We start from the raw sequence: 13,279 nt of genomic DNA on the forward strand, positions 1-13,279 counted from the left end.
TTTTATTTATTGTTTTCTTGAGGTTATCTTCATCTGTATCTGACAATCAGCGACAAAGGCGTAATTAATATCAAGTCCGTAGTTAATCTGAAGCGACAGCTTATCCTCTTCTTCATTTACCTGAATCTTCGCCGTATACACACCTATCTGCAAATCTCCATAGGGTGTATTGTAGTAGGTAGTATTCTTCTTTCCCGTTTCAAAAACCATATGGACATTATTTGCACCTTTTTTAATAATATCTATTTGTCCGGGTGCTGCCTTAACCGTACAACTGGTTACTCCGTCAGATTCTTCTAATATTTCATCATAACAGATATAATGCTTTCCGTTTTTATTATAATACTGTCCGACAGAAATCACTTCAATAGGCTCGTCCTTATCAACCTCATATTGAAGCCCAGATATGGAAACCAACACATCTTTTTTCATGGAATCCTCCTAATTATGATTACTGCCCCATATGCTCTTAATAAGAAGCTAACAACGAATCAGCAAAGCTTTCAATGTTGACGTCTTCTGTCTCTACCACATCACAGGGAAGTATGGTATTTGCAAACCGCTTAAATTTGTCCGCACCATCACTCACATAGAATTTATGTTCTCTGTGAGGTTCCAGATTCTCAAGTCCTGCCCGCATAAGTACTTCCTTTAACTCTATGGCTGTCTCATAAGCAGGATTGACCAGTGTCACATTTTCACCAACAATATTTCCAATGATATTCCTGATAAGCGGATAATGGGTACAGCCAAGTACCAGCGTATCAATATTCAATTCTAAAAGACTGCTGATGTACCTTTTTGCTATCTCTACTGTTACCGGATCTGTAAGCCACCCTTCCTCCACCAAAGGAACGAACAGGGGACAAGCCTTTCCATAAACTCTGACATCCGGATTTAATTCTTCTATATATGTGTTATAAATACCGCTGTTAATAGTAGCTTCCGTACCGATTATACCGATATTGCCGTTTTTTGTTGTCATAGAGGCTACTTTGGCTCCCGGCTTTACCACTCCGATTACTGGAATGCTAACCTCCTTTGCCACTGCTTCAAGAGCCAGCGCACTTGCCGTATTACAGGCTATTACAATTGCCTTCACATTTTTCGTCTGCAAGAATTTAACAATTTGTTTTGAGTAAGTTATGATTGTCTTTTGTGATTTACTTCCGTATGGAACCCTTGCAGTATCCCCAAAGTAGATTATGGTTTCTCCCGGAATTTGTCTCATAATTTCCCTGGCTACTGTCAATCCCCCGATACCGGAATCAAAAACACCGATGGGTGCATTACAAGGCATCACTCTCTCCTCCTGCTTCTGCTGCTCTGGTAAAGGCAAGCTGCAATAATTTCTCTACCAATTGAGGCTTTCCGATTCCTTTGCCTTCCCAAAGCATGGGATACATGCTGATGGAGGTAAAGCCAGGCATGGTATTAATCTCGTTAAAAATAACCTCGCCGGTATTTCTGTCCACGAAGAAATCTACCCTTGACAAACCATGTCCGTCCACTGCCTTAAATATTCTTATGGCATAGTCTCTTATTGTTTCAGCTGCACCTGCCGGTAACTCAGGAGAGAGTACGGTCTTAGATTCTGCATTGTTATATTTTGCATCATAGTCATAGAACTGGGCTGCTGCTATAATCTCACCGACACCGGAGGCCTTTGGCTCATTGCCTCCCAGAACGGCGCATTCAACTTCCCGTCCGTTAATTGTTTCCTCTACCAAAATCTTGCGGTCATGCTCACTTGCAAGCTTTAATCCTTCTATCAGTTCTTCTTTTGCTCCGGCTTTTGAAATACCTCTGGATGAGCCTGCATTGGAGGGTTTGATAAATACCGGATAGGATAATTCCTTCTCCACTTTTTTAACAGCTTCCGCCATGTCAGAAAGTTCCTTTTTTGTAACAGCTACATATTTTGCCTGTCTGATTCCAAGAGCATCTACGACAATCTTCGTATATAGTTTATCCATGGATACCGCAGAAGCTAACACTCCGCATCCGACATAGGGGATCCTGGCCAGCTCTAAAAGTCCCTGTATTGTGCCGTCCTCTCCATAAAGTCCATGAAGTACTGGAAATACTACATCTATTTTTATGCTTTCCGCTTTTTCTCCATTTAATATTATTGCACATTTCATAGAAGCATCCGGCAGGATTACGGCTGTTTGTGTATTCTGCCTCCATGAACCGGAGGTTATTTCCTCTGTATTGTTTACCTTAAGCCATTTTCCTTCTTTTGTAATACCTATAATGACAATATTATAAATGCCTGTATTGATATTATTGATAACTGTAGTAGCGGAAATGCAGGAAACTTCATGCTCAGAAGACTGTCCTCCGAACAGTACTGCAACTGTTTTTTTACTCATATTGACCTCTTTTCTGAATATCCAATTTTTGATTGAATATTCGTTAATTCTTAATTGAAAAGTTTATGACTTTCCCATCTATTTTTATTTTTTCATTTTCCCATTGTATTCTGGTTTTCACCGCTAAAAAGCAGAAAAAAGCACACCTATTACATCCATTTTATACATATAGCCTTTTTTATTTTACACTTTCTTTTTATAAATCGCAAGGCTTTTATTCTTTTCGGGTATTTTGTTTAAGTTTACGTTTTCTTTCCCATACTTAATTAAACAACTTATTTGAAGGAGGTCATAATTTGAAAAATAAAAAGCATTTTTCAAATTTTTATTTAAGCAATACTGCAGATTGCCCGCAATCTGCCGGCAAGCCTGCGGTATGCACGGGAATTCGATTGAAAAACCTGCACTCTCATATTTTATTATACTTACATAGGAAAAATTCCATAAATTTAATTGCATCACTTTCCCTTTGCCTTATCTGCATTCTTTTATCTTTTAAAGCTTTTAGCAGCTCCGGTCAAAGCGCAGAGGCCATGCAAAAGGATATTGCTTCCGAAATCATACGTTTTCATGTTATTGCAAACAGCGATTCCACAGATGACCAGGCCTTAAAGCTAAAGGTGAAATCTGCCCTGACGCAGAATCTCTACCCGGTGTTATCAGGTACCAAAGACATTGACGCAGCAAGGCATATTATTGAAAAACAACTGCCAAAAATTGAAGAATTAGCAGAAGAAGTTATAGAAAATAACGGATATCATTATACCGTAAAGGCATCTCTTGAAAAAGGCTATTTTCCCATTAAAGTTTACGGTGATCTTACCCTGCCGCCGGGCCAGTATGAAGCCCTGCGAATCGAAATAGGAAAGGCACAGGGGCAGAATTGGTGGTGTGTTATGTTTCCTCCCCTTTGCTTTGTTGATGCCACTTACAGCGTAGTGCCAAAGGACTCCAAAAATCAACTTAAGCATGTTTTAACAGAAGAAGAATATAATTCTGTCTTTTCCTGTAAAAAGGCAGATATTAAAATTAAATTTAAGCTGTTTGATGTCATTAAGGACTGCTTTTCCAAAGAGAGTTAATTCTTGCAATGTGCTTTTCCTAAGCTTATAATAAGGTAACATGACTTGAGATGAATATGTGCAATGAATCAAGTCGTAGAATACTTTCGTACAAGCAAAGGAGTATCCATGAATTCCATTAAGCTGAAAGCATATGCCAAGATTAACCTGGGTTTAGATGTGGTGAGAAAAAGAGAAGACGGCTATCACGAGGTCCGTATGATTATGCAGACCATAGGCCTGTATGATAAGGTGTCCATTCTCCGTACCAACAATACTTCAATAACCGTAAAGACCAATCTTCCTTATCTTCCCACAGATGAAAATAACCTTGTATATAAAGCTGCTGCTTTGATAAAGAAAACCTATAATATCAGCCAGGGCGTCCATATCATACTGGATAAGAAAATACCGGTTGCCGCGGGCCTCGCAGGAGGAAGCAGCAATGCTGCCGCTGTTCTTTACGGCCTAAACCGGCTTTTTCATCTAAGACTTCCAAAGGAGGAGCTTCTGGCGTTGGGACTTAAGCTGGGAGCAGATGTACCTTACTGCCTTATAAGGGGCACTGCCCTGTCAGAAGGTATCGGCGAGAAGCTTACCCCTCTTCCTCCCTTTCCTTCCTGCTATGTACTTATTGTAAAGCCCGGAATTAATGTATCTACCCGGTATGTCTATGAAAATCTGAAATTAAACGAAGAAATTGACCACCCGGATATTGATGCTATTCTTCTGGCAATTAAGGAAAACGACTTACATGGTGCGGTGAAACATTTCGGAAATGTACTGGAAACAGTAACAACAAAGGAATACCCGGTTATCGGGGAGATTAAAGAACAGCTTATTAATGCCGGCGCTATCACTTCCCTGATGAGCGGAAGCGGTCCGACTGTGTTTGGACTCTTTGACAGTAAAGAAAACGCAGAAAGGGCTTTCTACCATTTTAAAACAGGAAAACTGGGAAAACAGGTATATTTAACCGGTTTATTCCAGCCAAGCCTTAAGTTTTTATAAAATCCTTCCGATATTATTAACATCAGAATAATTTTTTGGAACTTTCAATCACAGGGTTTGTGTCTTAAAAATACATGGCTCAAATTTCATATGCACAAAAGACACACTTCTTATTGAAGCAGTATCATGTAGATTGTAAGCAATCGTGTAGATTGTAAGCAATCGTGTAGATTGTAAGCAATCTACAGGCATGCCTGCGATATGTATGGGAGGGATAGCATGAATGTAAATGGAATTACAGCAAATACTTATATACCTTCAGTGAAAGCTGCCGGTAAGACCTCCAGTAAAACTTCATCTTTTGCCGATATCTATGAGAAATCGGCGCATACAACTGGCAATTCCAAGCCAAAGGCACAGAATGCAGCTGTAATTAAAGCATTAAAGGAAGATACCGAAAACAGAGCCGAACAGCTTAGAAGCCTGGTTCAAAAAATGATGCTGGCGCAGGGTAAGACTTTCGATGCAGCCGGTATGTGGAACTTTTTGCAAAGCAAGGAATATTCGGTTGACGAAGAAACCGCAAAGCAAGCTCAGGCGGATATTGCAGAAGACGGCTACTGGGGAATTGAACAGACTTCTGACCGTTTAGTATCCTTTGCCAGGGCACTGGCGGCAGATAATCCCGAAAAGGCAGACGAAATGATAGAAGCTGTGAAAACCGGCTTTGAACAGGCAACAAAAGTCTGGGGCGGAGAGCTGCCGGATATTTGCAAGAAAACTCTGGACGCCACTTTAAAGAAACTCAACAGTTGGAAGAATCCTTCCACTGATGAATCACAGTAAATAAAGAGGTAAACTGTACCCCGTAGGTAAGACACAGCTTCTTTTTCTGTGTCTTACCTACAGGGTACAGCTTACCTCCTCTGTTATGCCCTGTCTATAAATTCTTGCCTAATCTAGATTATTCTGTCTACCCGCTTGGTAATCAAAAGCTTATCGCCCTGCTTAATATTTTCATCTGCCAGATCGTTTAATTCTTTTAATTTATCCACCGTGCTGTAGTATTTTTTGGCAATACTCCACAGGCTGTCGTTGTTTTTCACCACATAGCCAACCATACTTGGCATGTTCTTTAACTTATCATAGTCCAGCTCATGTTCCAGCACATCTGCTATAATTGGTTCTGTCAGAGAATTAAAAACAATAGTGCTAAGCCCGACTCCTGCCTTCACTTCCATTTCTTCCCCGTCAAGAGCCATTACGCTAAGCTGCTCTAAAGAAGGCTTTATACGGTAAATACTTTCAGGATTAATTCCCCTTGCCTCAATGGTTTGATTAAAAGGAACCATTCCTTTAATAGAATTTAAAGGTCTCTTATCATCCGGGCAGATATAGAGTATCTGTACTTCTACGACGCCGTTAACCTCAAGTCCATTGTCAACTACTTCTATGTCGTCTACCTTGACATCTCCTGAGGCATGGCATATCTGCAGAATCTCAGGCTGGCCGGATGCAATACGGATTCTGTCATTCGCACGCACCTTACTGTTATTCTTTACTAACAGGCTCTCATAATGAGCTTCCTTCATAACCGGAACCAGATCCTTGTAAGGAGAATAAACGTCGCTTAACAGTTCCAGATCCTCTTCCTCGTACATTTTGATAGCCATCTCAATAACTGCTTCCACGTCTACGATACGCTCTTCACCGTCAGCATCCGGTACCACTTCCAGGTTCTTTCCTGCTATGGTAAAGACGATATTATCAACCATATCCTCTGTACAGCCATTGCAGTCAATCGTTGTGCTAAACGGTATCTCTGATTCATAATAATCTACCGGATTGTCTTCACTCTCCCCCGCATAGATGAAGAAAACAAGCACTTCACCCTTTACTGCGAACTTATCCTCAAGAAGCCTTACTTCTACATTTCTTAGCTCCACTTCACTGTAAAGAATCTCAGAAATATTACCTTTATTGGCGGGCAGATGAATCTGGTCTTTTACCCTGTAGGTATCCCGTTTATCTACTGCCACATCAGTAACCGTAATGGTTTTATTTTGAAATTGAGTGTCTCCGTCATCCTCAATGCCAACGGCGGTAGCTTCATCATATAAATCCTCCACTAATACCGTCAGGCATACAATTGCTTTTACACTTAATTTTCTGGAGTTAATCAGCCCTGTGGTCATATCCTCCAACTCCCAATTGACAACTGCATCATCACCTGCACAGGCGTCATCCATATGAATCAATTCATCAAAAGGAATCTCACCCGACATATTATGTAAGGGTCTTGCATTTTCATCACTTAAGTAAAGGACATTAAAATTCAGAGAGCCATTTACCATAAGCTTGCCGTTAGACATTTTTACATCATTGATTTTGACCGTGCCTTGTTCTTTAATAATTTTATAAATATCAGGCTTTGCATCCGGCACATTAAAGTCATCATCCAGGGTAAGCTGAAGGCTGGTTTGACATTTTAATTTATTCATATGAACATTTTTCCTTATCAGTTCCACAAAAATATCCCTCCTTGTCTTATACCACATCATATTCGTGGGAGGTTATATTTATGAATGATTTTTCTTTAACGCAAAAAAAGCCCCCCTTATAAAATATAAGGGAAGGCCCTTCCTTCTCAATTAGCACTAACTGTTTACGATACCGCCTAAATAGAAATTGAAAAATGCTTTTCAATAATTCACACTAGCACAGCATCATTTGTACATCCTTTGTCAAAACATCAGCATAGCTAAAAGATAATGTCTTAAATGTATCAGATGATCCATCTTCTATTTTTACCAGAAAGATACTCGGATAGGTTTCTGTAATGATACCTTCTGTTATGTCAATTTTATTTCTGCCCCTATTAGCCTTAATCTTGACTCTGCTTCCTATGTGACTGACTACTTCTCTGCGAACCTTGCTTACATCTGCTTGTTTCATCATCATAACAGCCTCCTTATGGGTATGCCTATTTATATTAAGGGTTTTAGATATCAAACCAATAATTCGGAACACAAACATTAAACACCAATCTTATTATATCACGAATTTGTATAAATGTCAAATAATATTCTGACAATTCAGGACGTTTTTCCTACTTGTTTATATAAAACATGATGGACGGTGAATTAAAAAGGCAATATGCCTTGTTAATATTTTACTATCGTATGCTAGTATGCCCATTTTTTCCAAAATAATGCACATATTTCTTCTAAGTTTTATAGGTTTTATATATATTTTATATAATTTTGAGAATAAAAACAGTTGCTGTGATTGACTCTTTTTGAGTTCTCACAGCAACTGCCTTTTCTTATATTTATTCTACTTATATTTTGGGGTTTTATCAATAAATGCTGTCTTTATTACGACATACGGATAAGTAAGTGCATTTGTTACCTGCTCATTCTCACCCGGTCCTAAAAGATCGGTATCCACAACAACCGCATTATCCGTAAGATACACCGCATTAACGGCAATACTGTATCCGCCTGTAGGCTGCTCGCCGTATCCCACCACTATGTATAGATTTTCCGTATCGGAATAAGAAAGCTTAAAGGGTTCTTTCTTCTTCTCATTTATCATTTTCATAAGGGGTTCCGGTACATCTGCATCCTCAACTATGGTAAATTCCAAATCTTTTATTTTCTTTCCGCCGGTATCTTCTGTTTTACAGCCTGTTAAAAGCAGGAAGTTCCCTGCAAATATAATAAGTAAAAGGCCTATTGCAAGTGTTCTTCCTCTGATAATTCTTCTTACTGCCAGGAAAAATCCGGTCTTTTCCATTCCTCTTTAGCCTCCGCATAAAGTCTACTTACAGTATTCTATGCCCGTAAACAAAAAATATGCAAGAGAAGACCTTCTGCTTTATTTGGATGCCTCAAGAGCAGGAAAATTTAATTTGGTATCCTCTCCATCATTTTTTACCTCTACCGTATAGGTCTTAGTTTCATAACCTGATTGGATAAAGGTTATATAGAGCTGCCCTGCGGTTGTCTTCGGAAAACTGACCGGTGCAATTCCTTTAAACTCACCATTTACATACACAGATGCTCCGTCCGGGCTCTGTATATAGACATAATTTGTGCTGCCATTGTCGGAAGTTGTACCATTAGAAGAGGTATTGGAGGAACCCGTATCCGTGGAACTGTTATTTGCCCCGTTTGTGTTTGTCCCGTTTGTATTGGTGTCTGTTGAATCGGTATTCCCGGAGCCTGAATTTGTGTCAGAGCCGTTCTCTGATGCACTGCTCTCCTCGCTCTTATTGTCCGATTCTACAAGCTTGATAAAAATATCCTTTTCTTCCTCCTCTGTCTCAAGGGTTCCGGTATAGGTTTTATATCCGCCAAGAGAAACCTTGATATCATGCTCACCATACTCTATGTCAACCGGATTATCATAAAAAACCAGCAGATTATCAATGTAGAGCTCTGCTCCAAGGGGTGTTATATGAAAATTAACCTTACAGGTCTTAACGGGAGGCTTCTTAAATTCTCCCATATTAACCTCTGTTTCCTTATCTGGCAGAACCGTCACGGTCTTTGTGCCGGAAAAGCTTCCTTTTTCCATGGTGATATCATAATCACCTTCTCTTACGGTAACAACCATATTCTCTTCAATAGGAAGGATTTCCTTTTTTCCGATATAAACAGTTCCTCCCAGGAAATCACCATAGTCTTCAAAGCGCAAAGTACCATGTCCTTTTGTAACAAGAATAGAATAAACGTTTTTTTCATATCCGATTGCCATCAACTCATCTGTCTTATCGAGATCATTTAAAGTTAAGGACTTTCCCTCCCTGGTAATCAAAAGATAATCCGGATATTTATACAGCCTGTCGGCAATTGTGAAGGTGCCTTCCTCTGTATTTACGCTCCAGTTCTTTATTCCCTCATAACGCCAGGCCTGATCCCACAGTTTGAGGCTGATGATGATGCTGGTATCCGCATCATAGGTAACTTCGGCCAAATCACCAATCTTAAGGCTGTCAGCTACCACATTCTTTCCGTATTTGTCCATAACAGCAGAGCCTCCCGTTAAAGTAAGGCTCAAATCTTGTCCGTCTTCTATATTTCGCAGAGTAAATCCCGGCATCATATCATCTCTGCCCGTAATAACAGCAATCAGCTGGCTTTCATTTCCTTTTGCAGCCTGGTCTGCAGTATTTTGTACTGTGTCTGAACCGTCGCCTTTCACCGGTGTCTTAGGCAGCATGGTTGCCAGGCTTACAATTAATATAAGGATAAAGCCTCCTATAAGCAGGAATATAAAGCTATTACTCTTTTGTTTTTTCTTTACCGGCATTTTTTCTTCCAATGTACTTCCTCACTCAAAGTTTTTCAATAAGTTATGTTTTGCTTTCTTCAATTATAAGACATATACTGTAAAAACTCAAGAATTACTGCTCTTGTTGCTTTAGCTCAGGGTACCGGCAAGACATTCCAGGAATTTTTTTCTTCCCCTTGACTGATCCCATGTACTGGTCAGCTTTTGGATATTTCTCTGGGGCACCCAGGATTTCTTGCCATTATAGTAGAAATTCGTAATTTTCCAGAATTTCTCCGGATACAAAAGCAGTATGTATAGAAGCCTTCTCTCATCCCTGTCAAGAGGCAGGATGTCATTATATGTATCAAGTATCATGCTGCCGGTATCAATGTCCCAATCATTCTTCTCCAGACACTTCCGTATATAAAAGTACAAATCCGTACACTGTACTCCAATACAGGACTTGTCAAAATTGGTCGTTGCCATTTCCACATCCGGCTTGTTTTTAAAAACAGCAGCAGATATAAGACCTTCCCGCATATTAGCTCTCGGTAAGGCGCCTGCTCCCTGGGCAGCGTGAACCATGATAATATTATGATAGGTATAGTTACCGTGACAAATATAACTATGTTCCTTTGCTTCCTTCATAAGCTCCCTGTAATTGCTTTCAAGAAGGAGCCTGCTGGCTTCTTTTGCCTGCTCATAGAACTCATCATAACAATTAATATAACACAGTTCGAATTCATTTTTCTTTTTCTTTTCCCGGATATAGCCTCTGACTCTTTTAAGCTCCCGGTTTCTTTTATCAAAAAGCTCAATGAGATCCGGTCCGGTATTTTTCATAACCTGCTCTTCCGATAACGGTACTTCCCTTAAGCAGCTGTGAAGTAAGGCTAGATTAGCGGCACCGTTGGCAATATCGGACTCATTGCGAAGATTACACTCTTCTCCCGGGAACCAGTTCTTTAACAAGTACTTATTGCCGGCTCCATCCTCTGTTATCAGTTCCCCGGCATTATTTCTCATATATAAATCCACATAAGGATAGTCATACAGATATTCTAAGAGGGTATTCTCAAATTCCACCCGGCTTTTCGAGCTTTCCAAGCTTTTCAACAGCTTGAGTCCCTTATCCGTTTCTGCTATAAATGCCCCCCTGATTCTATATGTGTTATAGATTTTTATATTATATTGTCTAAAAATTTCTAGATTTCTATCCTCCATAGGAAAGCCTCCTGACTCAAACTATTGCACCGCATCATAGGGTGTCTCTTCTAATCCTATGATATAATGCAGTTTTTCATGACAGGAATCCTATGGATTCCGAATAAATTTTAAGGCAATATTTTTTCTGCTGCCAGGGCTATTAAGCTCTCTCTGGTATTAAGGTCCGGATCTGTTAATACTGTCTCTAAAAGCTCTCCTAATACCTGTCCCATTGCCTTACCGGGCTTAAATCCAAGCTCAATTAAGTCCTTACCGTTAAGCATCATGTCCTTCAATTCGATGCACTCCTGCTTTTTCAGTATTTCCTCATAGAGCTCCTTGGCTTCCTCAAGCTTCTTTCCCTTTTCGTTTAAAAGATTCCCCTCCTCCGCCAGAATAAGTGCAGCTTTCATCTGAAAAAGCATTTCCATCAGATCCTTTCCGATGGTGTTAGCCGCCTTTCTCATTCCATAGGGAGTGAGTGTAAATTCATAGCCATACCAGGTTATAAGCCGGTATACATAATCAACGGTTTCATTGTCAAATTTAAGCCTTTTTAAGACCTCTTTTCCTTCCTCTGCCAAAAGTCCATGCAAAAGCATCGCCCAGGCAAGTATCAAAGACTCTTTCCCTTTGCCGCAGAAGCTCCCCGCATCCCTGATAAGCTTAACGCCTCTTAAAGCAAAAATCCCCAAAGGTTCTTCTCCCTTTAAGACAGGCTTACCCTCCGTCATCATACGGTCAAACTCTGTAAACACCACTTCTGTAATTCCAAGCTCATAAGCAATTAAAAGCCTGTCCGGATTTGGCGAGAGTAAGAGCTTATTAATCTCTGTTCTTATCCGCTCTGCACTGATATTCTCAAGATTCTTTGCCATCTCCCTTGCAGCAAGAAGAGTTTCCTTTTCAATGTGAAAGCCAAGCTGGGCAGAAAAGCGTACAGCCCTTAGTATCCGCAGCGCATCTTCATCAAAACGCTTCTTAGCACTTCCAACACAGCGGATACGCCCTTCCTCTATATCCTTAAGCCCCTCAAAAATATCTACCAGCCCGCTTTCTTCATTATATGCCATAGCGTTTATGGTGAAATCCCTTCTCATTAAATCCTCTGAAATATAAGGGGTATAGGTCACTTCCTTCGGGTGTCTGCTATCTTCATATTCCCCGTCAATCCGGTAGGTGGTGACCTCATAGCCTGTCTTATCCAGCATGACAGTAACCGTACCGTGGAGAATACCTGTGTCAACGGTTCTTTTAAAAATTCCCTTTACCTGCATGGGACTTGCCGAGGTGGTGATATCCCAGTCCTCCGGCTCTCTTCCTAATATTACATCTCTGACGCATCCACCTACCGCATAGGCTTCGTATCCTTGTTTCTGCAATTCCTTTATAATATAATCCACATCTTTTGGCAGTTGTATCCTCATAAAAAAATCCTTCCTGACTTACTATCTTTATTATAGCCGAAGTCAGGAAGGATAACAAATTTTTTTTAAGGTTTAATATTCATCATAAGTATAAGGGACCTCTTCCAACCCAACCTTTTTAGACAGCTTGATAAAATGAATAAGAATTAATATGATACCCGCTGCACTTAAAGCAAAGAGAGGCACCCCGGTCACAGGATTTAAAAGTACCTTGTCCGAGAGGAAATAGCCAAGGAATATACCGCTTAAATTAACCGACATATGAAGGGCAATGGGAGCCGCAAGTGTATTAAAGGTGTAGCGCATAAGCCCGAAGCAAAGGCCGATGGCAAATGCATACAGACCCTGAACCATGTTCATGTGGTAGATTCCAAAAAGAAGTGCCTGCAAGATGTTTGCAGCGAAAAAGGGCATAACCCTCCTTGCTTTCTTCATGATAACTCCACGGCAAATCAATTCTTCTGCAATAGGCCCTATGATTCCGACATACAAAAAGGAGAAAAATGAAGTGCCCATGCCCAGCTGTTCCATAAGCTTTCCGTATTCCTCAAACCACTCCGGTCTTAAATGGGATATCAGGGTAAGTATGGCAGAAAGCCCGATCTGAAGGCAAAGGCCAAGTACAATAATAAGGAGCACCCTTTGTACAGAGAGGCTGTTTGCCTGTTCAATAGTTTCTTCCTGCCTTTTAAGCTTCTTTAACCAAATTCCAAACACAATAATATCAATAACACCTAATACTGCCGACAGCAGCAGAAGAAACTCCGGGTTTTGTAAATCGTTTGTGATAGCTTCCTGTACAGTCTCCATATCAAGTCCGTCTTGGGAAGCCAGCTGAACCCCTTTTACAACGGCATAGATAAGTCCAACCCATATACCTCCAAGAATTTGTATTACGAATGCCATTAAAAGGGGTAGAACCGGTGCCAAATATTTTCCTGCTTTTTTCATGTTAATATCCATGCCTTTCCTAAATATC

13 protein-coding genes are annotated in these 13,279 nt (G+C 40.3%); 3 read left to right on the top strand and 10 right to left on the bottom strand.

The features are described 5' to 3' along the window. Positions 1–6 precede the first annotated feature (6 nt). Genes BUF11_RS19400 through BUF11_RS19410 form a run of 3 tightly spaced genes read right to left on the bottom strand, consistent with a single transcriptional unit; the run spans position 7 to position 2,375 of the window. A complete protein-coding gene (locus BUF11_RS19400; protein ID WP_073590522.1) occupies positions 7–432 on the bottom strand; it encodes a DUF1934 domain-containing protein in 426 nt (141 codons plus the stop codon). Positions 433–469: 37 nt separating this feature from the next. Next, positions 470–1,300, bottom strand: coding sequence for a glutamate racemase (gene murI / locus BUF11_RS19405; protein WP_073590523.1), 831 nt, complete (start codon positions 1,298–1,300; stop codon positions 470–472). Continuing rightward, entirely contained in the window at positions 1,290–2,375 is a 1,086-nt protein-coding gene (locus tag BUF11_RS19410) for a D-alanine--D-alanine ligase family protein (RefSeq protein ID WP_073590524.1), read from the bottom strand. The genes murI and BUF11_RS19410 overlap by 11 nt, the downstream gene beginning before the upstream one ends. A 392-nt stretch (positions 2,376–2,767) precedes the next feature. Between BUF11_RS19410 and spoIIR the strand changes: the two genes are divergently transcribed. From spoIIR to BUF11_RS19425, 3 genes are all read left to right on the top strand, one after another. Continuing rightward, positions 2,768–3,457, top strand: coding sequence for a stage II sporulation protein R (spoIIR, locus tag BUF11_RS19415; protein ID WP_242952428.1), 690 nt, complete (start codon positions 2,768–2,770; stop codon positions 3,455–3,457). Positions 3,458–3,565: 108 nt separating this feature from the next. Beyond that, complete coding sequence (ispE, locus tag BUF11_RS19420) at positions 3,566–4,447, top strand: 4-(cytidine 5'-diphospho)-2-C-methyl-D-erythritol kinase (RefSeq protein WP_073590525.1); 882 nt, start codon at positions 3,566–3,568, stop codon at positions 4,445–4,447. Positions 4,448–4,666: 219 nt separating this feature from the next. After that, on the top strand, positions 4,667–5,233 hold the full coding sequence (locus BUF11_RS19425) for a hypothetical protein (protein WP_073590526.1): 567 nt from the start codon (positions 4,667–4,669) through the stop codon (positions 5,231–5,233). Positions 5,234–5,346: 113 nt separating this feature from the next. On the opposite strand, the gene BUF11_RS19430 is transcribed toward BUF11_RS19425, so the two are convergent. From BUF11_RS19430 to BUF11_RS19460, 7 genes are all read right to left on the bottom strand, one after another. Next, positions 5,347–6,915 (bottom strand): DUF3794 and LysM peptidoglycan-binding domain-containing protein, encoded by a 1,569-nt coding sequence (locus BUF11_RS19430; RefSeq protein ID WP_175562109.1) that lies wholly within the window; start codon positions 6,913–6,915, stop codon positions 5,347–5,349. Positions 6,916–7,102: 187 nt separating this feature from the next. Continuing rightward, positions 7,103–7,348, bottom strand: a complete 246-nt coding sequence (locus tag BUF11_RS19435) for a Veg family protein (RefSeq protein WP_242952422.1) — start codon at positions 7,346–7,348, stop codon at positions 7,103–7,105. Positions 7,349–7,723: 375 nt separating this feature from the next. Further along, the gene (locus BUF11_RS19440) at positions 7,724–8,185 is read right to left on the bottom strand and encodes a protease complex subunit PrcB family protein (protein ID WP_084558777.1); all 462 of its coding nucleotides are present in this window, start codon (positions 8,183–8,185) and stop codon (positions 7,724–7,726) included. Positions 8,186–8,266: 81 nt separating this feature from the next. Then, positions 8,267–9,715 (bottom strand): PEGA domain-containing protein, encoded by a 1,449-nt coding sequence (locus BUF11_RS19445; protein WP_073590527.1) that lies wholly within the window; start codon positions 9,713–9,715, stop codon positions 8,267–8,269. A 99-nt stretch (positions 9,716–9,814) separates the two neighbouring features. Continuing rightward, positions 9,815–10,891 (bottom strand): protein kinase family protein, encoded by a 1,077-nt coding sequence (locus BUF11_RS19450; RefSeq protein ID WP_073590528.1) that lies wholly within the window; start codon positions 10,889–10,891, stop codon positions 9,815–9,817. 110 nt (positions 10,892–11,001) lie between these two features. Continuing rightward, complete coding sequence (locus BUF11_RS19455; protein ID WP_073590529.1) at positions 11,002–12,300, bottom strand: CCA tRNA nucleotidyltransferase; 1,299 nt, start codon at positions 12,298–12,300, stop codon at positions 11,002–11,004. 72 nt (positions 12,301–12,372) lie between these two features. Further along, the gene (locus BUF11_RS19460) at positions 12,373–13,251 is read right to left on the bottom strand and encodes a CPBP family intramembrane glutamic endopeptidase (RefSeq protein WP_175562110.1); all 879 of its coding nucleotides are present in this window, start codon (positions 13,249–13,251) and stop codon (positions 12,373–12,375) included. Positions 13,252–13,279: the final 28 nt, after the last annotated feature.

Origin of the sequence: Anaerocolumna xylanovorans DSM 12503 (genome assembly GCF_900143645.1) — a bacterium.
In the GTDB taxonomy this organism is placed as follows: Bacteria; Bacillota; Clostridia; order Lachnospirales; family Lachnospiraceae; genus Anaerocolumna; species Anaerocolumna xylanovorans.

Bases quoted from the DNA above. Each gene is read 5' to 3' on its own strand.
- BUF11_RS19425 (WP_073590526.1), top strand. From the start codon at position 4,667: ATGAATGTAAATGGAATTACAGCAAATACTTATATACCTTCAGTGAAA.
- murI (WP_073590523.1), bottom strand. From the start codon at position 1,300: ATGCCTTGTAATGCACCCATCGGTGTTTTTGATTCCGGTATCGGGGGA.
- BUF11_RS19460 (WP_175562110.1), bottom strand. From the start codon at position 13,251: ATGAAAAAAGCAGGAAAATATTTGGCACCGGTTCTACCCCTTTTAATG.
- ispE (WP_073590525.1), top strand. From the start codon at position 3,566: ATGAATTCCATTAAGCTGAAAGCATATGCCAAGATTAACCTGGGTTTA.
- BUF11_RS19410 (WP_073590524.1), bottom strand. From the start codon at position 2,375: ATGAGTAAAAAAACAGTTGCAGTACTGTTCGGAGGACAGTCTTCTGAG.
- BUF11_RS19440 (WP_084558777.1), bottom strand. From the start codon at position 8,185: ATGGAAAAGACCGGATTTTTCCTGGCAGTAAGAAGAATTATCAGAGGA.
- BUF11_RS19435 (WP_242952422.1), bottom strand. From the start codon at position 7,348: ATGATGATGAAACAAGCAGATGTAAGCAAGGTTCGCAGAGAAGTAGTC.
- BUF11_RS19450 (WP_073590528.1), bottom strand. From the start codon at position 10,891: ATGGAGGATAGAAATCTAGAAATTTTTAGACAATATAATATAAAAATC.
- BUF11_RS19455 (WP_073590529.1), bottom strand. From the start codon at position 12,300: ATGAGGATACAACTGCCAAAAGATGTGGATTATATTATAAAGGAATTG.
- BUF11_RS19400 (WP_073590522.1), bottom strand. From the start codon at position 432: ATGAAAAAAGATGTGTTGGTTTCCATATCTGGGCTTCAATATGAGGTT.